The following is a 20,591-nucleotide window of genomic DNA, read 5'->3' on the forward strand; positions in this document are numbered from 1 at the left end:
AAAAAACCGTCTCTTTGGAGTCTCCTCCTTTTTCCGATTAACGGATGCTAAAATGGAGCGCTCCGCTCGATGGTAACGGAACGTTGCCAAGAAGCGATAATATGTTTGTTAATGCGTTTTTCGATTGATGCGCTCGTGAAAACGGGAGAAGCAAGTTAACGGTGCACGAAAACGTGTTTCATGCAAATAGAGGATATGATCATTTTGTTCAATGCATGAGCTGCTTTTTTGTAATATTTGTAAAGAAGGAAAAGGGGAAAGCGTGACGAAATTATTTTAATAAAAACGTTTATGGTGGAGGAGGAAAAAGCTATGGAGTTGCGCTTATCAGGAAAAGCTGCGCTTGTCGTCGCATCCAGTCAAGGCCTTGGCAAAGCAATTGCCCGGCAGCTTGTGCTGGAAGGGGCGAATGTTATGATTACAAGCCGGAACGAAGAGAAACTGCAAGAGGTAGAACAAGAGTTGCGTGGTTTAAATAAAGGAAAAGTTGCCTACGTTCAAGCAGATATTACGAAGGCGGAAGATATTCGCCGCCTTGTGCAAAAAACGGTAGATACTTATGGAACAATTGATTTGTTGGTAAACAACGCTGGAGGGCCTCCTGCGGGAACGTTTGAAACGATCAGCGACGAAGACTGGTACTATGCGTTTGAGTTGAATTTGCTTAGCTATATCCGCATTATTCGCGAAGCGCTTCCGTATTTAAAGAAAAAAGGTGGGAAAATTGTCAACATCGCTTCTTCTTCCATTAAAGTGCCGATTCCGGGATTAATTTTATCTAATACATTCCGCACTGGCATCGTCGGTTTGACGAAAACACTGGCTGCCGAGTTTGCGCCGTACAACATTTTAGTTAATACCGTTGCACCAGGGCGAATTGCAACAGAAAGAGTCGCGTTTTTGGACAAAATTAATGCTGAAAAATTAGGAATTTCGCAGGAGGAAATGGAGGAGCGCATGAAAAGCGCGATTCCGCTTAACCGTTACGGTACGCCGGAGGAATTTGCCAACGCCGTTGTATTCCTTCTTTCAGAAGCTAACTCTTACATCACCGGTCAATCACTCATTGTTGACGGCGGAATGGTAAGAGCGATTTAATAAAGATGAACGTATTTTTCGCGTGCAGGCGCACAAGTTCATTGCGGATCTTTTTGCAAGTTTCGGCAGACAGGATTGGCGCCTTCTTTCCATGAACAAAACGTGGCATTGCCGGATCGACGAAAGGTTTTGCATTGCAGAATGAAGCGAAAAGAGGATGAAAAAGCAGCGCCGCAAAGCAAATATTTTGTGATGAATTCATCGTAGGGAGGGGGACAAGACGGTGAAAACAATCGGATTTATCGGTCTTGGCGTAATGGGGAAAAGCATGGCGCGCAATTTGCTAAAAGCTGGGTATCCGCTGCTTGTTAACACGCGGACGAAAGAAAAGGCGAACGATCTCATTGCCGAGGGAGCCGTTTGGAAAGAAACAGTCGCTCAGCTTGCGAAAGAGGCGGATGTTGTCATAACAATGGTTGGATATCCAAAAGATGTGGAAGAAGTGTATTTTGGAGAAGAAGGAATACTTGCGAATGTGAAAGAAGGTACATATGTGATCGACATGACCACATCAACTCCATCGCTCGCCGAAAAAATTTATAAAGCGGCGAAAGAACGGAATGTTTATGCGCTTGACGCCCCTGTTTCTGGCGGGGATATTGGCGCAAAAGAAGGAAAGTTGACGATTATGGTCGGCGGCGATGAAGAAGTCTTTTCTGCATGCAAGCCGATTTTGGAAAGATTGGGGACGAATATTGTCCACCAAGGAAAGGCTGGCGCTGGCCAGCACACGAAAATGTGCAATCAAATTGCGATCGCATCAAACATGATTGGTGTCTGTGAGGCACTTGCATACGCGAAACGTTCAGGATTGGATCCGTTAAAAGTGTTAGAAAGCATTTCGCAAGGCGCGGCAGGAAGCTGGTCATTGAGCAATTTGGCGCCTCGCATGCTCGCGGGAGATTTTCAACCAGGCTTTTATGTTAAACATTTTATTAAAGATATGAAAATCGCGTTGGAAGAAGCGGAAAAAATGAATTTGCAACTGCCGGGGCTTGCGCTTGCGAAATCGATGTATGAAGAACTGGCAAAAGCAGGAGAGGAAAATAGCGGCACGCAAGCTTTATACAAACGGTACATTCAAGAATAATTACAATGATGTATCCTTATTCAAAAAACTCGGAACACTGGAGTTTTCCAGTGTTCCTTTTCTTTTTGGGGCCAAATTTTCGCCATAAGGATTTTGCCAAAAACCGGCGGATGGCGGTCCGTGTTCATTGGGAAAAACGGTTTAAGCTTCCGGGCATTTTTTTCTTCTTACTATACAAATCCCTCGCTTGGTAAAAGCAGGGCATTTGTGTGCTTAGCAGCAATGCGTAGGGTACCCAGGGTCAACAACCACGTTTTTTGTAATAGGTCTGTAAATATGTCTCGGAACATTGACGATATTGTAGCGATTAATATTGACAACCGGATGAATATAAGGGACTACACGAGGAATGTAACGGTCTCGCACCACATATCTCGGTGGGCATATAATTGGTCTAGGACAAAACAAGGAAATCACCTCCAAGAGTATCTATAAACATTAAATGTATTGCCGGAATTTTTGAAACGGACAGATGTCACAAGTTATAAAAAAATAACATTGATTTCAAAAAGAGGCAATGAAAAACCCAATGATGTTCCTCCATAAAGAAGCCGAAGTAAGACCTCCGCTTCTTGGCCTCAGATTTTATCGCCATGTTAAAGCTTAAAATCGGTATACAAATAGTTTGTCATTTTTTATGTTATTTATCTTAAAATATTGAATATTTTTATAAATAGAGATATAGTAAAATAAAGTTGCATACTAACCGGTCAGTATAAAAAGGAGGGGGATATATGGATTTTTCTTATTCACCGAAAGTAAAAGAACTGTCAAAAAAATTAAGCGCTTTCATGGAAGAATACATTTACCCGAATGAAAAAGTGTACGAAGCGCAGCTTAATGCGCAAGAATCGCGGTGGTCCGCTATCCCGCCGATTATCGAAGAATTAAAAGCAAAAGCGAAAAAAGCAGGGTTATGGAACTTATTTTTGCCAGATAGTGAATATGGAGCAGGGCTGACCAATTTAGAGTATGCTCCGCTTTGCGAGATGATGGGGCGTTCCCTCATCGCGCCAGAAGTGTTTAATTGCAATGCCCCCGATACAGGAAATATGGAAGTGCTCGTTCGCTATGGAACGGAAGAACAAAAGAAGAAATGGTTGATCCCGTTGTTAAACGGGGAGATTCGCTCATGTTTTTCAATGACGGAACCGGATGTTGCGTCAAGCGATGCGACGAACATCCGTGCGAGCATCGTCCGCGATGGCGACGAATATGTGATTACAGGACGGAAGTGGTGGTCATCGGGAGCCGGCGATCCGCGATGCAAAATCGCGATTGTCATGGGAAAAACGAATCCAGACGCGCCGAGGCATGAACAGCAATCGATGATTCTTGTGCCGCTTGATACACCGGGAGTGAAAATAGAGCGGATGCTTTCCGTGTTTGGATATGATCATGGGCCGCACGGCCATGCGGAAATTACGTATGACCATGTTCGTGTGCCGAAAGAAAACATTATTTGGGAGGAAGGAAAAGGGTTTGCCATTGCGCAAGGACGTCTTGGCCCAGGGCGCATCCACCATTGCATGCGTCTGATCGGAGCGGCGGAGAGGGCGCTTGAGTTAATGTGCCAGCGCGTGCAAAAGCGGGTGGCGTTCGGGAGGACGCTGGCGGAACAAGGGGTTATCCGTGATTGGATTGCCCAGTCGCGCGTTGAGATTGAGCAAGCACGGCTGCTGACATTAAAAGCGGCGTATATGATGGATAAATTTGGTAACAAAGCAGCGAAAAAAGAAATTGCGATGATTAAAGTAGTCGCGCCAAATGTTGCGTTAAAAGTGATCGACCGTGCGATTCAGGCGTTTGGCGCGGCGGGAATCAGCGACGATTTCCCGCTTGCGGCACACTGGGCGAATGCGCGCACGTTACGTCTGGCCGATGGACCGGATGAGGTGCATAAAGAGCAGATCGCTAAGTTAGAATTGCGGCAATATCAATAATAAAAGGAGAGAGTCAGAATGCATGTGCTTGACTTATTTAAAATTACGGGAAAGACAGCGATCGTCACAGGAGGAGGACGAGGGTTAGGCGAGCAAATCGCCGTCGGTTTGGCAGAAGCGGGAGCCAATGTTGTCGTATGTTCGCGGAAAGTGGAGGCGTGTGAGCAAGTAAAAGAAAAATTAGAGAAACTTGGCGTGAAATCACTTGCGTTGCCATGCGATGTCACTAATCCGGACGATGTGCAGCGCGTCGTTCAAGCGACGGCAGACGAATTTGGACGAATTGATATTTTAGTCAATAACAGCGGCGCGACATGGGGGGCGCCTGCGGAGGAAATGCCGCTAGAGGCGTGGCAGAAAGTGATGGACGTCAATGTCACCGGAACGTTTTTGATGAGCCAAGCCGCCGGAAAAGTGATGATTCGGCAGCAAAGCGGCAAAATTATCAATATTGCTTCCATCGCCGGACTCGGCGGAACCAATCCGGAAGTGTTAAATACGATCGGTTACAACACAAGCAAAGGAGCAATCATTACGTTAACAAAAGATTTAGCGGTAAAATGGGGAAAATACGGGATTCATGTCAATGCGGTTGCTCCGGGATTTTTCCCGACGAAAATGTCAAAGGTCATTCTTGAACGAGTGGGGAAAAAAATTTTGGAAAACACGCCGCTAAAACGTTTTGGCGGAGAAGATGATTTGAAAGGTGCAGTGTTGTTTTTAGCGTCCCGCGCTTCCGATTTCGTGACGGGATCATTGATCGTTGTCGATGGCGGCACACATGCGGGCTTTTAAAAAAAGTGGAGAAAAAAGAAGGCGGCTTCGTTATATCTGAAGCATATAGCTTTCCAGTTTGCTGTTCCTCATATGACGTTGTGCGATATGTTGTTACAAGAAACGGGCCAAACAATATGGCGGCAATCTAGCATTCGCTTTTTATGGCCGGATGGCGAGCTTGCTTATCTTGTCGAAAAAATTGCCTCAAGCTTGCAGCGGAAAGGTGCCCAAAAGGGGGAGGCGTGTTGCCATTATGCTGACGAATTGCCGAAAACAAATGCCGGAAAATTTGACGCCGCGCCCTTCACAAAGAAGTGTCCCGCCCCAAATAAAGAAAGAAACGTGCTCTTTCGCGACGGTCAAGTCAAATGCCAGTTGCTACATCGGCTTGAACGTTTTATGATATAATGACGGGAATGACAAAAGACAGGAAAGGTGAAAGAGCGTGAAGGAAAAGATTATGGAAGCAAGCATCGCACTATTTGATGAAAATGGATTTAGCGAAACTTCGGTTCAAGATATTGTGGATGCGCTGGGAGTGACAAAAGGAACATTTTACTATTATTTTAAAAGCAAAGAAGAATTGCTAATGGATATTCATCTCCGCTATATTGAAGGATTGCTGGAAAAGCAAAAGAAAATTATCGGCGATCCTGCAAAAACGGCAAAGGAAAAAGTATTGGACATCGTCTATATGCTGATTCATAACATTGAGAAACAGGGGAGACAGGCGCGCGTTTTTTTCCGGGAAATGAAACATTTAAATGAAGAACATTTAAAAAAGATTAGCGAAAAACGCGACATGTTTCGCTACGGACTTCAATCGTTAATTGAAAAAGGAATCAAAAATGGAGAGTTTCGCGAAGATTTGCACCCGTCTATCGCGGCATTGACGGTTTTGGGGGCGGCAAACTGGAGCTATCAATGGTTTCGGCCTGATGGCGAACTAAGCGATTTCGAAGTAGCGAAACAAATGGTGGCGATTTTGCTGGAAGGAATGGAGAAAAGGTCGTCTGCTATCGGCTAATTCCAAAGGCTTGCAGCGAGACGAAACAATTCAGCGTCCGGGCTAATGACTGCCGCGACATCGCCGGCGAAGCGAAGAGGGCAGCTTTTTGCCGCTTATTTCAACATACTAACTAGTCAGTAAAAAGCAGATTCACGTATTGCTTGTATTGGCAACAGTTCCATGAAACAGCAATCGAGTGCTAGCGTAATTTGCGCTAATCGCATGGAAGAACCATCGATTCGGCAGTGCCGGAAACATCCGCAATGGAAAGGAGAAACAGTAGTGGCAGCGATTATTCCTGTGCGCAAAGGAGAAGAATTGCCAGCCGATAAGTTAACGGCTTTTTTAAGAAAGATGATTCCCGATTTTCCAGAAGAGCCTCTTCAAATCCAACAATTTTCGGCGGGGCGTTCTAATTTGACATATTTGTTATCGTGCGGTGAATGGGAAGCGGTGCTGCGCCGCCCGCCGCTTGGTCCGGTGGCGCCAAAAGCGCACGATATGAAAAGGGAAAGCGCATGGCTCACAGAAATTCATCCGCTCTTTTCGTTGGCGCCAAAGCCGCTGTTGTTTTGTGATGATGAATCGATTATCGGAAGCCCGTTTTTCATTATGGAGCGGCGCAAAGGCATCGTATTGGATACAGAATTTCCAGCACATGTCACTCCGAAGGAGGAAATATGTCGGAATATTTCGGAAACAATGGTGGATACGCTTGTGGCATTACATCATCTTGATTACACAAAAACGCGTTTAGCCAACATGGCGAAGCCGGAAGGGTTTATGGAGCGGCAAGTTTATGGCTGGATTCAACGGTACGAGCGGGCGAAGACAGATGATATTCAAGAAGTGGAAGCGTTAACGAAATGGCTTGCAAGCCATATTCCGGAAAAAAGCGAAGCAGCAATTATTCACTATGATTATAAATTAAACAATGCGTTGTTTGCAGAAGACGATATTACGAAAATGGTCGGGTTGTTCGACTGGGAAATGTCGACAGTCGGAGACCCGCTGGCGGATGTGGCGGTGGCAATGAGTTATTGGATTCAAGAGGACGACCCGCTGTCGCTAAAAAACGGATTTGGAAAAACGCCGGTTACTGTATATCAGGGATTTTATACGCGGGATGAATTTATCCGGGCGTATGCGGAAAAAAGTGGACGCGATGTTTCGAACATGCATTTTTATTTAACGTTTGCTTATTTTAAGCTTTCTGTCATTTGCCAGCAAATTTATTATCGCTATCGCCGCGGGCAAACAAATGATGAGCGTTTCCGCCATTTTGGCATGTTTGTTCCGGAACTTATAAAATATGCATGGCAGTTAGCGATGCGTTGAGGTGAATAGATGAGAAGCGTTCATGTTGTGCTTCGCAAGGAAGACATTGACGAAGTAGCTTTAGGGAACGGGAAAGTGGCGGTAGTATTTGATATTTTGCTAGCCACATCGGCGATCACCGCTGCGCTTTCGTTTGGGGCCGCTTCCGTCATTCCGGCGAGAAGCGCCCAGGAAGCGAAAGCGCAAGCGAACTTACTGGCAAACGGCAATTATGAACTTGTCGGGGAGTATGAAGGCAACACCATTGACGGGTTTTATCCCCCATTCCCCCTTTTTTTGCAAACATTTTGTTTAGGAAAAACGCTTATTTTATCAACGACTAACGGAACGGTTGCGATTCGCAAGGCCATGAATGCCGGTCATCTTTACGCCGGGAGCTTACTCAATGGCCGGGCGCTTGCCGAACATATTTGCCGCCATCATTCCTCAGAAACCATTGTCGCTATTTGTGCAGGTTCATCAGGGCGGTTTTGTTTAGAAGATTTTTACGGGGCCGGTTATTTTATTTCCTGCTTGCTTCAATGTGGCGCTTCCGAGCGCGGTTTATCTGATGCTGCCATGGCGGCGCTGCTTTTTTATGAAAAATATCATACGGAAAGCGATGGAAAAACGGTGCTGGCCTCTTCGCGGACCGGGCGGTGGATGTTGGCTCACGGCCTTGCAGCAGATATGGATTACATTCATCGGCAAGGAGCGCTTTCTGTCATTCCGGTGTTGCAAAAGACGGCATCGGGATGGGAAATTCGGGATGCGGCGAAGCAGACGTTTTCTTTTTGAAAAAACGGTATGGATCGATGCATAACGAAGATGGTGGCAGTGTTTTTGTCCACTGTCCGCGCAGCAAACTTCTTCCAGCTATGTGACGAAAGAAAAAAGACAGTGAGTACGCTCAAGCATGCTCACTGTCTTTCTTTAATATATCGTTCAAGGCGATCCAGCCCTTCTTTTAACATATTTAGTGAATAAGCGTAAGAAAGGCGCACATGTCCTTCTCCGTATTGGGAAAAGGCGCTGCCGGGAACGAGCGCTACGCCGGCTTTATTTACGACATCGATCGCGAAATCGAAAGAGGATTGGCCAAAAGCGGCGATAGATGGAAATAAGTAAAAGGCACCGTTCGGTTTTTCCACTTTCAATCCCATATCGATGAGACGGCGGTAAGCATATTCCATCCGTTCTTTGTATTGCAAACGCATCGCTTCTGCGTCATTTTTTCCAGCTGTTAAGGCGGCGAGCGCAGCTTTTTGCGAGATAGAAGATGTACATGAAACGCTGTATTGGTGCACTTTGAGCATATGTTTGGTAACGAAAGACGGAGCGAACACAAAACCGACCCGCCATCCTGTCATGGAATGGGACTTGCTTAATCCGTTAATAACGATAGTTTGTTCGCGCAGCCATTTCGCAATCGAATGGTGGCGGCCGTTGTAAACGAGTTCACTATAAATTTCGTCCGAGACAACCCAGATCGGCCGGCCTTTCACAAGCGCAGCAATTTCCCGGAGTTCTTGTTCCGATAGTGTGGCTCCGGTGGGGTTCGAAGGATATGGGAGCACGATGCAGCGAGTCCGCTCGTTTAAGTGAGGAGCGATTAACTCGGCGGATAGACGAAATCCGTTAGGCCGTGTATCGATATATACTGGTTTTGCCCCGCAAAGCCGGATCAGCGGTTCGTATCCCGGGTAGACGGGGCCGGGCAAAATGACCTCTGTTCCTTCTTCTAAAATGGTACGAAAGGTAATGTCAAGCGCTTCGCTTGCTCCGACGGTGGTGATTACTTCGTCAGGCTGATAATCCAGTCCGTATTTCTCGCGAATAAAATCGCAAGCGGCTTGGCGCAATTCAAGAAAACCGGCATTATGCGTATATGTGGTGAAATTGCCGGTAATGGCTTCTTTTCCCGCCTCTTTCACGTGTTCAGGAGTCGGAAAATCCGGCTGCCCGATCGTTAATGAAATCAAACCGGGACGGTCGGCAACCATGTTAAAAAATTTGCGGATGCCGGATATTTCAATGTTTTTTACACGCGAATGAATCAGATGTTCCACCAATTATTCATCCTTCCGTCATTATCTATCGCTTGATAACATTTTATCATGTTTGACGATGGAGTGAGAATGATGAAAAAATAAAAGTGAGCCGCCTTCGTTTTTCTTAAAGAAAGTTTTTGGAAAAGCGGCTCACCTTATTTTTGAATTATATGATTCGGACGTTTCGCACTCGAACATCTTTCTCTCCTTTTTACGCACCGTATTTTTTAAGAAGTTCATTATATTGTGCGGAAAGTTCTAAAAAGAGGGACTTGTCTCGCGCCATCAATGCCTCATCGATTTTTTCCATCAATTTTTGTTTTTGAAACAGGAATATCGCGTGTTCCAGCACTTTTTCCGCGAGAGGACCATAACTATTTGTTTCTTCCATTTGGCTGAATAAAATCGCTCCTTCATAAGGATATTGCTTTTCGTACATATGTGATTCCCCCTTGCTTAGGAACAATAAGTTCCCTTTTTTATATTATCCTAATTTTTAATAAAAAAGTAAAGAAAATTTTGATAAATATTCGCATGGTATTTTTCTATAGCAATATATCCTTTTTTTGTTGGGATGTCACATATTTTCGGTTATCATATGTAAAAGGAAAGCAAATGACGGAGATAAGGTGATGGATATGATTCGGACATGCGCGGTGACAAAAGAGTTTGACGTGATGTATAATGTTCCGCTTCGGTTTGTCAATAGCGCTGACATTTCATGGTATTGGGTTGATTTTCATGAACCGACGGAAGATGAAGCAAAGCTGCTGGCTGACTTTTTTCATTTTCATCCGCTTGCCATTGAAGACTGTTTGGAGTATGTGCAGCGGCCTAAGCTGGATTTTTATGACCAATATTTATTTGTTGTGCTGCATGCGATTGAAGAAAGCTCGCTGGAAGCAGAGGAAGTTGATTTATTTGTTGGACAAAATTTTGTCGTTTCTTTTCATAAGCAATCCATCCATGCCGTGAATGAAGTGTGGGAACGGATCAAAAGCGAAGAAGATGTCCAGCAAGGTCCTTTCCATGTCATGTACCGCATCATAGACAAGATCGTTGATGACTATTTTCCGCCGATTTATCATATTGAAGATGTGTTGAATGAATTAGAAGAAAATGCAAATGATGAAACAATTCAAGAAATCATCGAAAAAGTGTTTGACATTCGCAGCGATTTATCGAAGTTAAGAAGAACGATTGTGCCAATGCGCGATTTGCTGTACCGGATTATTCATTCTGAACGTCTGCAGCGGATGAAGGAGCGCCAACTATATTTTCATGATATTTATGACCATCTTCTCAAGCTGGCAGAAATGATTGAAACAAATCGCGAAATTACCTCTGACATCCGCGATAGTTATTTGTCGCTCAACTCAAACCGGATGAATACTATTATGATGACATTGACGGTCATAACGACGATTTTTATGCCATTAACGTTTATTTCCAGCATTTATGGAATGAATTTTGATTATATGCCAGAATTGCATTGGAAGTATGGTTACTTTGCGGTTCTTGGAGTAATGGCGGTGATTGCGATTGCGATGTTTTTTTGGTTTAAGCGGAACGGCTGGTTCCGGTTTCATAAAGGGAATGATCCCAAAAAGAAATGATGGATTTTTATTGAAACGGTGCATGTTGCCGCTCGTTCCGATGACGAGATTATTGCGATTCGCGGCAAAGCTCGTCTGCGGCATCAAGCCGGCAAGTGCGAGTCATGGCAATATGCTGCCCCATTGTCAGATTGCAAAATAATTATGAAAATAAACACGAAAACATATTCCTTCTTTGCGCATTCACCAATATAATAAAAATATAAGATATTAAAAAGCAGGAAGGACGTAATTGCGATGACGGAAAAATCACAGATTTTATTAGAAAGCGGTACGAACGAACTGGAAATTGTCGAGTTTATCATTGCGAATAACCACTTTGCGATCAATGTCATGAAAGTGCGCGAAATCGTTCGCCCGCTTCCGATTACGAAAATTCCGCATGCTCATCCGCATATTGAAGGGATCATTGAGCTGCGCGGAGAAGTGCTTCCGGTTGTTGATTTGGCAAAAGTGCTGCATTTTCCATCTTCCGAACACCCTGAACATGATAAATTTATTGTCGCAGAGTTTAATCAACTTAAAGTTGTTTTCCATGTACATGATGTGACACGCATCCATCGGATTTCATGGAAACAAATTGAAAAACCATCGCAAATGTACCAAGGGCTGGAAGCACAAATTATTGGTGTCGTGAAATTGGAAGGACAAATGATTTTACTGTTAGATTTTGAAAAAATTATCGTCGACATTAACCCAGACTTAGGGATAAGCGCGCAACAAATGAAACAGCTTGGAACCCGCGAACGCTCCCAAAAAAAGATCATCGTGGCGGAAGATTCGCCGCTGTTAAGAAGAATGTTGCGCGAGACGTTAACGGAAGCGGGATACGGATCGGTGGAATTTTTCGAAAATGGCGAGGATGCGCTTCACTATTTACAATCGATTGTTGATGCAGGAAAAGACATCGCTGAAGAAGTGCAGCTTGTTATTACCGACATTGAAATGCCGCAAATGGATGGGCATCATTTAACAAAGCGCATTCGCGAAGACGAAAGATTAAAGAAACTTCCTGTCATTATTTTTTCTTCTCTGATTACCGACGATCTCCGCCACAAAGGCGAGAAAGTTGGCGCGACAGCGCAAGTCAGCAAACCGCAAATTGGCGAGCTCGTCAACATGATTGATGCGCATATCTTATAATCGGATTGATGAAATCATACATATAAAAGCGGCTCAGGCGCGGGCGCCCAAAAAAGCCGGACAAAACGGCTCGATGCGTCTGCTTCCTTTCATAATAAAAAGCGGTTCCATAAAAGAACCGCTTTTTTAATAATAGCTTTCTCCAAGCCGCTTAAACACAGGTTTTTGATACGGATTTCTTCGCTTTGGCGGCGTTTCTTTGATGCCTGTATATGCTTGTAATAGCGTTTTCGCCTGAGACAGCGGCATTCTTGCGACAGGATTGCGGTAAGAGTCATTAAGCGCTCCAAGGTGTGGCAGATGTGCGAAGTCTTCTTTTGTTGGAGGAATATGAAAATAGTAATTGCCGACAGCGACGAGCACATCCGATTGCTGTTGGCTATATTTTGGATTGCGGGAAAAATGTAAGCCAATTTTTTTTGCTTTTCCTTCTTGCAGCAGTTTTTCGATGGCTTTCTTTTTAAGAAGATATAGAAAAGACGGATTTAACGCGGTTTTGGCATGGCGGTTAACGGTAAAAATCGCTTTTGCTAGGTTATCCACTGTCGGTTCTAACGGTTCCATCACCATGTCTCCTTTTTCATAGCATATCTCATCGTTTTTATTATACAAAATGAACATTTGCTTGCAAAATCGCTTTCGTTCGTTTGACGGTAAGCAGCGGCAGACAAAGAAGCGGACGTTTTTTAGCGGCGTTGTTTCACATTTCTTATGCTTGATGCTGCAGCGTAAAGACAGTAAGTTCTGGCGGTGAAAGAAAACGAAGCGGTATTCTTGTCGTGCCGAGTCCGCGGTTAACATATAACGTTAAATGGTTAATTTGATAAAACCCCTCATAATACGTTTCGGAAAGCGGCGGTGTTATGAGCGGGCCGATGAAAGGAAGCTGGACTTGCCCGCCATGGCTATGTCCCGATAACTGCAGGTGAACGGGATAACGGCTCATTTGCATAGCGCCATCCGGTTCATGCAATAACACGATCGTATAGGTCGAATCAGGGATTGATTTTATCATCTTAGAAAAATCCGGTTTGCCAAGCATCATATCATCCCCGCCGGCAATGGCAATGAAGCTTCGCGCTTTGCGAATGAGGGTATGTTCATTGACAAGCATTCGAAATCCGGCTTTCTCCATAATATCACGATAGATGTTTGTTCCATACCCGCCATGATCGTGATTTCCATAAATGCTGAATTTTCCAAGCGGGGCACGGATGCGCGAAAGTTCGCTGGCAACTGCCTCAATGTGCGGATATTTGTTTGGCTCATCCAATAAATCCCCTGTAAACAACACGATATCTGGCTGCAATTCGTTTATTTTTTGAATGATGCGGCGAAAACGTTTTAATCCGTAATAGTGGCCTAAATGAACGTCGCTAAATTGTAAAAGTTTGATTCCTGTAAATTCTTCCGGAATCAGCGGATGGGAAATGACATGATGAGTAACGGTTAATTGCCTTGGTTCAATAAAGCGCGCGTAGTAATAGCTCAATGATGTCGCCAGCATTCCGCCGGCACCAATGCCAAGCAATTTTTTTAAAAATGTTCGCCGATTCATCTTCGTTATTTCTAATCGTTCCATCATGTGCCGTCCTTTCACAATTAGTTTTATTATATGGAAAAAAGAAACAAAGGACAATAGGGAAGTAATAATGTTAGAAAATTCGTTCATTTTATAGTAAGATAAAAATGAATGAGTAATCAGTCATTGAGCAAAGGGGGAGAAACATGAACGGAAAAGTAATCATTATAACTGGCGGCTCGAGCGGGATGGGGAAATATATGGCAAAACGGTTTGTATCCGAAGGAGCAAATGTCGTTATAACAGGGAGACGTCTTGAAGCGCTTGAAGAAGCGAAAAAGGAAGTGGAATCTCCAAACGGGAAAGTTCTTCCAATTCAAATGGATGTGCGTGATCCTGAATTAGTCGCCGAAATGGTTAAGCGAACAGACGCGGAGTTTGGAAAAATTGATGCTCTCATTAATAATGCTGCCGGCAATTTTATTTGCCCTGCGGAGAAGCTGTCGATCAATGGCTGGAACAGCGTTATTAATATCGTATTAAACGGCACGTTTTATTGCAGCCGCGAGGTCGGAAATTATTGGATTAAAAATGGGCAAAAAGGTTCCATCATCAACATGGTTGCAACATATGCTTGGAACGCTGGCGCAGGCGTCATTCATTCCGCGTGCGCGAAAGCGGGCGTATTGGCAATGACAAGGACGCTTGCGGTAGAATGGGGACGGAAATACGGATTCCGCGTCAACGCGATTGCGCCCGGGCCAATTGAGCGGACAGGAGGAGCGGAACGGCTGTGGGAATCGGAAGAAGCGGAAAAGCGGACCATCGAAAGCGTTCCGTTAGGGCGCCTCGGCACACCGGAAGAAATTGCTGCGCTTGCTGCATTTCTTCTTTCTGATGATGCTGCTTATATCAATGGGGAATGCATCACAATGGACGGAGGGCAGTGGCTTAACCAACACCCATTTTGAAAGCGCATTCCGTCTGCTGCTTATCATCTACAGGAGCAGAATGGCAATAAAAAAGAAAACGCCGAATGAGCATACAAGCGGTTTCCTTGCATGAGGAAGCCGCTTTTTTCCAATGGTGTGATGGATCAATTTGCTGTTAGCAAGCTTGAGCATAAATGTCCCACGCAGTCTTTTTGGGTCGATGAAATCCCGAAACGATAGAACGGAAAATGAACGGGAACTTGACCTTCGATATAATTTTATTAGATAAAAATGTTGAATAAAAACAGACATAAAGAGGTTTGTTTCAAAGCAATGAAGAAATAGTAAAATGAAACTGATCCAACGATGAAACAATCGCCTCCAAACGATAGAGGGATGAGTCCATGTGAAGAAAAATGAATCTTCACGGCGAATAATGTTTCATATAAGATTTTAATTAACAGGTTTAATCATTAAACATGATTCATAACTTGGCAAAGTCGGCGTGTCATTAAAAGAGGTGAGCAAGATGGATGCATTAGACGTTATGGCGAATTTACAGAAAGTTTTTCCGCACTATCAAGCAATTTTTAGCGCTGATGAACATTGTGTCGTCGGATATGAAGTGCTGGGGAGATACGAATCAGAAACGGGCGTGGTAAGCCTTGGTCCGTTTTTTCATGACGAAACGATACCGGAAGAGTTTCGTTTAGAAGTCGATGAAATAGTAACAAAGAAAGCGCTTGATTATTTTCTTTCCCTTGATGATGATACACCGCTTATCTTTTTAAATCGTGATGCGAATTTATTGATGCTTGACCGCGCCGAGTCGTTTTTGCAGCTGCTTCTTCAGTATGAAGCGCGCGGGCTGGCGCTTGAGCGCATCGTGTTAGAGATTAATGAACAACATTTTAAAGGGGATTTGAATCAATTAAGCCATTTGTTAACATATATTCGCACATATGGAATTCAAATTGCGGTGGATAATATAGGCGAACATAGCAGCAATTTGGAGAGAATCGGGTTATTGTCGCCGGACGTTTTGAAAATTGATTTGCGCCAATTGCGGAAGGCATCGGTCAATCAAGCGTACCAAGATGTGATTTATTCCCTTTCCCTGCTCGCCCGTAAAATCGGGGCAACGCTTTTATACAAAGATATTGAAGCATCATTTCAATTGCAGTACGCATGGCGCAATGGCGGGCGTTATTACCAAGGATACTATTTGGCGAAACCGTCTGCCGAGCTGGTGCCGCGCAATATGTTAAAAGAGCGCCTGCGCCAAGAATGCCACCATTTTATTCAGCAAGAAAAGAAAAAACTAGAAACGCTCTATCATATTTCTGAACAGTTTCAGCAGCGGCTGACTGCACTTTTAGCAAAATATAAAAAAGTCTCTGATTTTAATGAACTGATCTCGCTTTTAGCCAATGAGCTGAATGACGTTTGCTTCCGCATTTATATTTGCGACGAAGACGGCTTTCAACAGTCGGCCAACATTTTCAAACAAGATAATCAATGGGAACTTCAACCGCAATATTATATGAAAAATTGGAGCTGGCGGCCGTACTTTTTAGAAAATATTATCCGGATGCGCTCACGCAAACGCGGAATTCTTTCCGATTTATACGCAGATATTGAGACAGGGGAAACGATCCGGACATATTCATACCCGATTGATGATCGCCATTATTTATTCATCGATCTATCATATAGTTATTTATTTGAACACGATGCCCATTTCTAAAACTGCATAAAATCTTTTCCTCGTGGTAAAGTAAGCATGAGGTGAAGAATAATGGCACAGTGGGCGTTTGCATTATCGATCATTGCCGTTTTTATAGCAGTTGCGGGCGGCGTGTACACATACCGTCTTGGCCGACAGCAAAAATGGCAGGGGGAGCTAGATGCCCCGCTCCCCGAGAAAGTGCAAGAACACGCTTATTTGCGCAACCCTGTTTTATTGGCATATGTTTCGGCTTTCTTATTAGCCGCGATTGTGATTTTGTTTTTGGCATTGCGTTATGGATAAAGCAAGGCAATATGAGCAGCCCTTTTGGGATTGCTCTTTTTTTATGCAATAGCGGGAAAAACGCATATGGGAATGAAGGGGAAAGTCTTTCTTTGCATTTTGCTGAATATATTGTTTCTGAAGGGGGAATGAAAATGGGGAAACAATTGCTGGAAATGTTATCGCATGAAGAGCAAATATTGCTTCTTGATATTTTGTTTGCACAGCAATATGCATTGGAGCTTATTAGTTGTGAACTCGCCGATATAGAAAATGGCGAGAAGCAAGTAGATGAAAAACGGCATCAGCAGCTTTTGCATTTATACGATCGGCTTCTTCAAAACATATGATTTTACATAATGCTATCGCTGAAAGTGAAGCGATAGTGATTTTTTTATAAGAAAACAATCAAAATATGATAAACTGAAAAAAGAAAACGCTGAAAAGAGAAAGGCGGAAAATGGGGATGACAATTTTTGAAAACAATGGGTTTGCACATATGACGATCGCGCAATTTCTGATTCCTTCCGATAAAGTCGCGCATGTCCAGCTTGGCAACTACTTAGACCATGCGTTATTAGTGTTAACGAAAACGGGATATTCCGCGATTCCTGTTTTGGATACTTCGTATAAACTTCATGGATTAATTAGCATGACAATGATTATGGATGCGATTTTAGGATTGGAACGCATCGAATTTGAACGGCTGGAAACAATGAAAGTGGAAGAAGTGATGAATAAAGACATTCCGCGCCTTTTATTGGATGATGACGTGTTGAAAGGGGTTGAGCTGATCGTAAATCATCCGTTTGTTTGTGTTGAAAATAAAGATGGCTATTTTGAAGGAATTTTTACTAGGCGGGAATTTTTAAAGCGTGTTAACAAACAGCTGCGTTTATGGAAATATCGCAACCACGTTTCATAAATAAAAAATTAGTGCTTGTCACTGTTATCTCTGTTCTGCTAAAGTAAAAAAGAGCAGAGAAGAAAAGGAGGATGTTTGGACATGAAAATGATGGATGCGAATGAAATTATCGCTTTTATTCAAAATAGTAAGAAAAAGACTCCTGTTAAAGTATACATAAAAGGAAATCTCGAGGGCATCGATTTTGGAGAGAACGCTAAAACGTTCATTGCCGGAAATACTGGCGTCATTTTCGGCGAATGGCAAGAAATTCAAGCAGCATTAGAAGCAAATAAAGACAAGATTGAAGATTATGTGATTGAAAATGACCGGCGCAATTCCGCGCTTCCTCTTCTTGATTTAAAAGAGGTAAAAGCGCGCATTGAACCGGGGGCGATCATTCGTGACCAAGTGGAAATTGGCGATAATGCGGTCATTATGATGGGGGCGGTCATCAACATTGGCGCCGTTGTTGGCGAAGGAACGATGATTGACATGAACGCGGTGCTCGGCGGGCGCGCGACGGTCGGGAAAAATTGCCATGTTGGTGCTGGCGCTGTCTTGGCGGGAGTTATCGAGCCTCCTTCTGCGAAACCGGTGATTGTCGAAGATGACGTTGTCATTGGCGCAAACGCCGTTATTTTAGAGGGGGTTACCGTTGGCAAGGGCGCTGTCGTTGCCGCTGGCGCTGTCGTGGTGGAAGATGTGCCGCCGTATACGGTTGTCGCCGGCGTTCCGGCGCGTGTCATAAAACAAATTGATGAAAAAACAAAAGCAAAAACGGAGATTAAGCAAGAGCTCCGTCAATTATAAAAAAACAAAAGCTGTCCATTCGCTTGGGCAGCTCTTTTTTCAATGGAGGAGATTCGTATGTCATCAATTAGCCCATTTGTTGCAATTCGCCGTGATTTGCATAAAATTCCTGAACTAGGCTTTCAAGAATTTAAAACACAGCAGTATTTATTGCGCTATATTCACACATTGCCGCAAGAACGGCTGGAAATAAAGACATGGAAAACAGGGATTTTTGTGAAAGTAAACGGAACAGACCCGCGAAAAATGATTGGCTATCGGACCGATATCGACGGTTTGCCGATTAAGGAGGAAACCGGCTTGCCGTACCGCTCGGAGCATGAAGGAAACATGCATGCATGCGGACATGATGTGCATATGAGCATCGCGCTCGGATTGCTTACACATTTTGCCGAGCACCCGATCAAAGATGACTTGCTGTTTATTTTCCAGCCGGCAGAGGAAGGACCGGGCGGAGCGAAGCCAATGTTAGAAAGCGAGATCATGCAAGCATGGAAGCCGGATATGATTATCGCTTTACATATTGCCCCGGAATACCCAGTCGGCACGATTGCGACGAAAGAAGGCTTGCTGTTTGCGAATACGTCAGAATTGTTTATTGACTTAAAAGGAAAAGGCGGGCACGCGGCGTTTCCGCACTTGGCGAACGATATGGTGGTTGCCGCCTGCTCGCTTGTTACGCAGCTTCAGTCTATCGTTGCGCGCAATGTCGATCCGCTTGACAGCGCCGTTATTACCATTGGAAAAATCTCCGGTGGCACCGTGCAAAATGTGATCGCGGAATGTGCGCGCTTGGAAGGAACGATCCGCACATTATCGGTTGATTCGATGAAAAAAGTGAAAGAGCGGATTGAAGCGATGGTGGATGGAATAAAGGTTGCGTATCAATGCGACGCGGAAATTGATTATGGCTCCATGTATCATCAAGTTTACAACGATCCGGGGTTGACGGCGGAATTTATCCGGTTTGCCGAAGACTATCCAGAAATTCGCTTCATTCGCTGTAAAGAAGCAATGACAGGGGAAGATTTTGGCTATATGCTTGCAGATATTCCGGGATTTATGTTTTGGCTTGGCGTCGATTCTCCCTACGGTTTGCATCATGCGAAGTTAGCGCCAAACGAAGCGGCGATTGATCAAGCGATTGCGTTTTTGACAGCGTACATTACATGGAAAGGGAATAAATGAATCATGAAAATGGTATAGTTCCACCTTCCTTAAGGCACATTATGTGTATGAGGAGGTGGATTGCTATGGCGAGGATCGGTGTCGAACATTCGTTAACAAACGTGCAAGAAGCGTTAAAGGAAAGAGGATATGAAGTCATACCGCTTCGCGGAGAAAATGACGCCAAAGGCTGCGATTGTTGCGTAATTACCGGCCAAGACGCGAATGTCATGGGCATTCAAAATGCAGTTGTTGCTTGTCCTGTGATCGAAGCGAGCGGTCTGACGGCGGAAGAAATTTGTCGAAAAGTTGACGAAAAAGTGCGCTAACGGTGAACGGGCTGGCTGTGCCAACAGCCCGTTTGTTTTAGCGAAACGGTTGATTGAGCAAATCATTTTATTTTTGATAGAGACTAATAATATACTAAAAATCAAAGAAATGTTTTTAAACGAAGTTGGGGCAGGCCAATATGGAAGCGGAGGTAGCAAAAAAATTACTTTCTTTTTAAATTAATTATCATTTAATATTGACTAAAAATAATAATCCCATTATAATATTACTCGACAATGTATGTTGTACCATCAAAAAAATATTTTGGAAAAAGAAAATGGAGGGATACATATGGCAGAACGCATGGTAGGAAAACAAGCACCTCGTTTTGACCTTCAAGCAGTATTGCCAAATGGCGATTTTGGCCGTGTCAGCCTTGAGGAAAACATGAAAAACGGCAAATGGACAGTTCTTTTCTTCTATCCAATGGACTTCACGTTCGTGTGCCCGACAGAAATTACGGCAATTTCTGACCGCTATGATGAATTTGAAGATTTAGATGCGGTTGTCATCGGCGTTTCGACAGACTCTGTCTATTCGCACCAAGCTTGGATGAAAGTGCCTCGCGAAGAAAACGGTATTGGCAAAATCAAATATCCTTTAGCGGCTGATCCTACTCATCAAGTTTCCCGCGACTACGGCGTCCTTATTGAAGAAGAAGGTGTTGCCCTCCGCGGTCTATTCATCATCGACCCAGAAGGCGAATTGAAATACGCCGTTGTTCATCATAACAACATCGGCCGCGATGTGGACGAAGTATTGCGTGTGCTTCAAGCGCTACAAACTGGCGGTCTTTGCCCGGCAAACTGGAAACCAGGTCAAAAAACATTAGATGTGTAATGGACAATATAAATAATGAAGAAAGGTC

At 44.0% G+C, this 20,591-nt stretch carries 22 protein-coding genes; 18 read left to right on the top strand and 4 right to left on the bottom strand.

Annotation, left to right across the window (positions count from 1 at the left end):
* Positions 1-312 precede the first annotated feature (312 nt).
* The 7 genes from AOT13_RS08140 to AOT13_RS08175 all read left to right on the top strand — a co-directional run bounded on the left by AOT13_RS08140 (position 313) and on the right by AOT13_RS08175 (position 8,032).
* Positions 313-1,098, top strand: a complete 786-nt coding sequence (locus AOT13_RS08140; protein WP_003252089.1) for an SDR family oxidoreductase — start codon at positions 313-315, stop codon at positions 1,096-1,098.
* 223 nt (positions 1,099-1,321) lie between these two features.
* Positions 1,322-2,188 (top strand): NAD(P)-dependent oxidoreductase, encoded by an 867-nt coding sequence (locus tag AOT13_RS08145; RefSeq protein ID WP_003252087.1) that lies wholly within the window; start codon positions 1,322-1,324, stop codon positions 2,186-2,188.
* A 734-nt stretch (positions 2,189-2,922) separates the two neighbouring features.
* Positions 2,923-4,131: an acyl-CoA dehydrogenase gene (locus AOT13_RS08150; RefSeq protein WP_013401346.1), complete on the top strand. Its 1,209-nt coding sequence runs from the start codon at positions 2,923-2,925 to the stop codon at positions 4,129-4,131.
* An 18-nt stretch (positions 4,132-4,149) separates the two neighbouring features.
* A complete protein-coding gene (locus AOT13_RS08155; protein ID WP_003252085.1) occupies positions 4,150-4,926 on the top strand; it encodes an SDR family oxidoreductase in 777 nt (258 codons plus the stop codon).
* Between the two features lie 427 nt (positions 4,927-5,353).
* Positions 5,354-5,935 carry a TetR/AcrR family transcriptional regulator gene (locus AOT13_RS08165; protein ID WP_003252084.1) on the top strand — a complete coding sequence of 194 codons (582 nt, stop codon included), beginning with the start codon at positions 5,354-5,356 and terminating at the stop codon, positions 5,933-5,935.
* 264 nt (positions 5,936-6,199) lie between these two features.
* Positions 6,200-7,255: a phosphotransferase family protein gene (locus AOT13_RS08170; RefSeq protein WP_042384938.1), complete on the top strand. Its 1,056-nt coding sequence runs from the start codon at positions 6,200-6,202 to the stop codon at positions 7,253-7,255.
* 9 nt (positions 7,256-7,264) lie between these two features.
* On the top strand, positions 7,265-8,032 hold the full coding sequence (locus AOT13_RS08175; RefSeq protein WP_003252082.1) for a 2-phosphosulfolactate phosphatase: 768 nt from the start codon (positions 7,265-7,267) through the stop codon (positions 8,030-8,032).
* Between the two features lie 122 nt (positions 8,033-8,154).
* On the opposite strand, the gene AOT13_RS08180 is transcribed toward AOT13_RS08175, so the two are convergent.
* Both AOT13_RS08180 and AOT13_RS08185 read right to left on the bottom strand, forming a co-directional pair.
* Entirely contained in the window at positions 8,155-9,303 is a 1,149-nt protein-coding gene (locus AOT13_RS08180; protein WP_003252080.1) for an aminotransferase A, read from the bottom strand.
* 193 nt (positions 9,304-9,496) lie between these two features.
* A complete protein-coding gene (locus tag AOT13_RS08185) occupies positions 9,497-9,724 on the bottom strand; it encodes an IDEAL domain-containing protein (protein WP_003252078.1) in 228 nt (75 codons plus the stop codon).
* A 193-nt stretch (positions 9,725-9,917) separates the two neighbouring features.
* On the opposite strand from AOT13_RS08185, the gene corA reads away from it, so the two are divergent.
* Positions 9,918-10,901 (top strand): magnesium/cobalt transporter CorA, encoded by a 984-nt coding sequence (gene corA / locus AOT13_RS08190; protein ID WP_003252077.1) that lies wholly within the window; start codon positions 9,918-9,920, stop codon positions 10,899-10,901.
* Positions 10,902-11,138: 237 nt separating this feature from the next.
* Entirely contained in the window at positions 11,139-12,044 is a 906-nt protein-coding gene (locus AOT13_RS08195; protein WP_003252075.1) for a chemotaxis protein, read from the top strand.
* A 126-nt stretch (positions 12,045-12,170) separates the two neighbouring features.
* Here AOT13_RS08195 and AOT13_RS08200 read toward each other — a convergent pair whose 3' ends face one another.
* Both AOT13_RS08200 and AOT13_RS08205 read right to left on the bottom strand, forming a co-directional pair.
* Complete coding sequence (locus tag AOT13_RS08200) at positions 12,171-12,608, bottom strand: YkyB family protein (RefSeq protein ID WP_013401341.1); 438 nt, start codon at positions 12,606-12,608, stop codon at positions 12,171-12,173.
* A gap of 145 nt (positions 12,609-12,753) precedes the next feature.
* Positions 12,754-13,626 carry a metallophosphoesterase gene (locus tag AOT13_RS08205; protein WP_003252071.1) on the bottom strand — a complete coding sequence of 291 codons (873 nt, stop codon included), beginning with the start codon at positions 13,624-13,626 and terminating at the stop codon, positions 12,754-12,756.
* A gap of 146 nt (positions 13,627-13,772) precedes the next feature.
* Here AOT13_RS08205 and fadH point away from each other — a divergent pair, with 146 nt between their 5' ends.
* The 9 genes from fadH (at position 13,773) to AOT13_RS08255 (ending at position 20,563) form a co-directional block, all read left to right on the top strand.
* Positions 13,773-14,537, top strand: coding sequence for a 2,4-dienoyl-CoA reductase (fadH, locus tag AOT13_RS08210; protein WP_003252069.1), 765 nt, complete (start codon positions 13,773-13,775; stop codon positions 14,535-14,537).
* 490 nt (positions 14,538-15,027) lie between these two features.
* Positions 15,028-16,245, top strand: coding sequence for an EAL domain-containing protein (locus AOT13_RS08215; RefSeq protein ID WP_003252067.1), 1,218 nt, complete (start codon positions 15,028-15,030; stop codon positions 16,243-16,245).
* Between the two features lie 51 nt (positions 16,246-16,296).
* Entirely contained in the window at positions 16,297-16,530 is a 234-nt protein-coding gene (locus AOT13_RS08220; RefSeq protein ID WP_003252065.1) for a hypothetical protein, read from the top strand.
* A 134-nt stretch (positions 16,531-16,664) separates the two neighbouring features.
* Positions 16,665-16,859 (top strand): antirepressor AbbA, encoded by a 195-nt coding sequence (gene abbA, locus AOT13_RS08225; RefSeq protein WP_013401340.1) that lies wholly within the window; start codon positions 16,665-16,667, stop codon positions 16,857-16,859.
* Positions 16,860-16,975: 116 nt separating this feature from the next.
* Positions 16,976-17,434 carry a cyclic-di-AMP-binding protein CbpB gene (cbpB, locus tag AOT13_RS08230; protein WP_003252063.1) on the top strand — a complete coding sequence of 153 codons (459 nt, stop codon included), beginning with the start codon at positions 16,976-16,978 and terminating at the stop codon, positions 17,432-17,434.
* Between the two features lie 81 nt (positions 17,435-17,515).
* Complete coding sequence (dapD, locus tag AOT13_RS08235) at positions 17,516-18,226, top strand: 2,3,4,5-tetrahydropyridine-2,6-dicarboxylate N-acetyltransferase (RefSeq protein WP_013877260.1); 711 nt, start codon at positions 17,516-17,518, stop codon at positions 18,224-18,226.
* A 57-nt stretch (positions 18,227-18,283) separates the two neighbouring features.
* Entirely contained in the window at positions 18,284-19,414 is a 1,131-nt protein-coding gene (locus AOT13_RS08240; protein ID WP_013401338.1) for an N-acetyldiaminopimelate deacetylase, read from the top strand.
* 65 nt (positions 19,415-19,479) lie between these two features.
* Positions 19,480-19,722: a YkuS family protein gene (locus AOT13_RS08245; RefSeq protein WP_042384935.1), complete on the top strand. Its 243-nt coding sequence runs from the start codon at positions 19,480-19,482 to the stop codon at positions 19,720-19,722.
* A 292-nt stretch (positions 19,723-20,014) separates the two neighbouring features.
* Entirely contained in the window at positions 20,015-20,563 is a 549-nt protein-coding gene (locus AOT13_RS08255) for a peroxiredoxin (protein WP_042384929.1), read from the top strand.
* Positions 20,564-20,591: the final 28 nt, after the last annotated feature.

The organism is Parageobacillus thermoglucosidasius (assembly GCF_001295365.1).
Classification (GTDB): Bacteria; Bacillota; Bacilli; order Bacillales; family Anoxybacillaceae; genus Parageobacillus; species Parageobacillus thermoglucosidasius.

Coding starts and splice junctions, on each gene's coding strand:
- AOT13_RS08140 (WP_003252089.1), top strand. CDS start 313: ATGGAGTTGCGCTTATCAGGAAAAGCTGCGCTTGTCGTCGCATCCAGT.
- AOT13_RS08150 (WP_013401346.1), top strand. CDS start 2,923: ATGGATTTTTCTTATTCACCGAAAGTAAAAGAACTGTCAAAAAAATTA.
- AOT13_RS08155 (WP_003252085.1), top strand. CDS start 4,150: ATGCATGTGCTTGACTTATTTAAAATTACGGGAAAGACAGCGATCGTC.
- AOT13_RS08175 (WP_003252082.1), top strand. CDS start 7,265: ATGAGAAGCGTTCATGTTGTGCTTCGCAAGGAAGACATTGACGAAGTA.
- AOT13_RS08185 (WP_003252078.1), bottom strand. CDS start 9,724: ATGTACGAAAAGCAATATCCTTATGAAGGAGCGATTTTATTCAGCCAA.
- corA (WP_003252077.1), top strand. CDS start 9,918: ATGGATATGATTCGGACATGCGCGGTGACAAAAGAGTTTGACGTGATG.
- AOT13_RS08195 (WP_003252075.1), top strand. CDS start 11,139: ATGACGGAAAAATCACAGATTTTATTAGAAAGCGGTACGAACGAACTG.
- AOT13_RS08200 (WP_013401341.1), bottom strand. CDS start 12,608: ATGGAACCGTTAGAACCGACAGTGGATAACCTAGCAAAAGCGATTTTT.
- AOT13_RS08205 (WP_003252071.1), bottom strand. CDS start 13,626: ATGGAACGATTAGAAATAACGAAGATGAATCGGCGAACATTTTTAAAA.
- fadH (WP_003252069.1), top strand. CDS start 13,773: ATGAACGGAAAAGTAATCATTATAACTGGCGGCTCGAGCGGGATGGGG.
- AOT13_RS08215 (WP_003252067.1), top strand. CDS start 15,028: ATGGATGCATTAGACGTTATGGCGAATTTACAGAAAGTTTTTCCGCAC.
- AOT13_RS08220 (WP_003252065.1), top strand. CDS start 16,297: ATGGCACAGTGGGCGTTTGCATTATCGATCATTGCCGTTTTTATAGCA.
- abbA (WP_013401340.1), top strand. CDS start 16,665: ATGGGGAAACAATTGCTGGAAATGTTATCGCATGAAGAGCAAATATTG.
- cbpB (WP_003252063.1), top strand. CDS start 16,976: ATGACAATTTTTGAAAACAATGGGTTTGCACATATGACGATCGCGCAA.
- dapD (WP_013877260.1), top strand. CDS start 17,516: ATGAAAATGATGGATGCGAATGAAATTATCGCTTTTATTCAAAATAGT.
- AOT13_RS08240 (WP_013401338.1), top strand. CDS start 18,284: ATGTCATCAATTAGCCCATTTGTTGCAATTCGCCGTGATTTGCATAAA.
- AOT13_RS08245 (WP_042384935.1), top strand. CDS start 19,480: ATGGCGAGGATCGGTGTCGAACATTCGTTAACAAACGTGCAAGAAGCG.
- AOT13_RS08255 (WP_042384929.1), top strand. CDS start 20,015: ATGGCAGAACGCATGGTAGGAAAACAAGCACCTCGTTTTGACCTTCAA.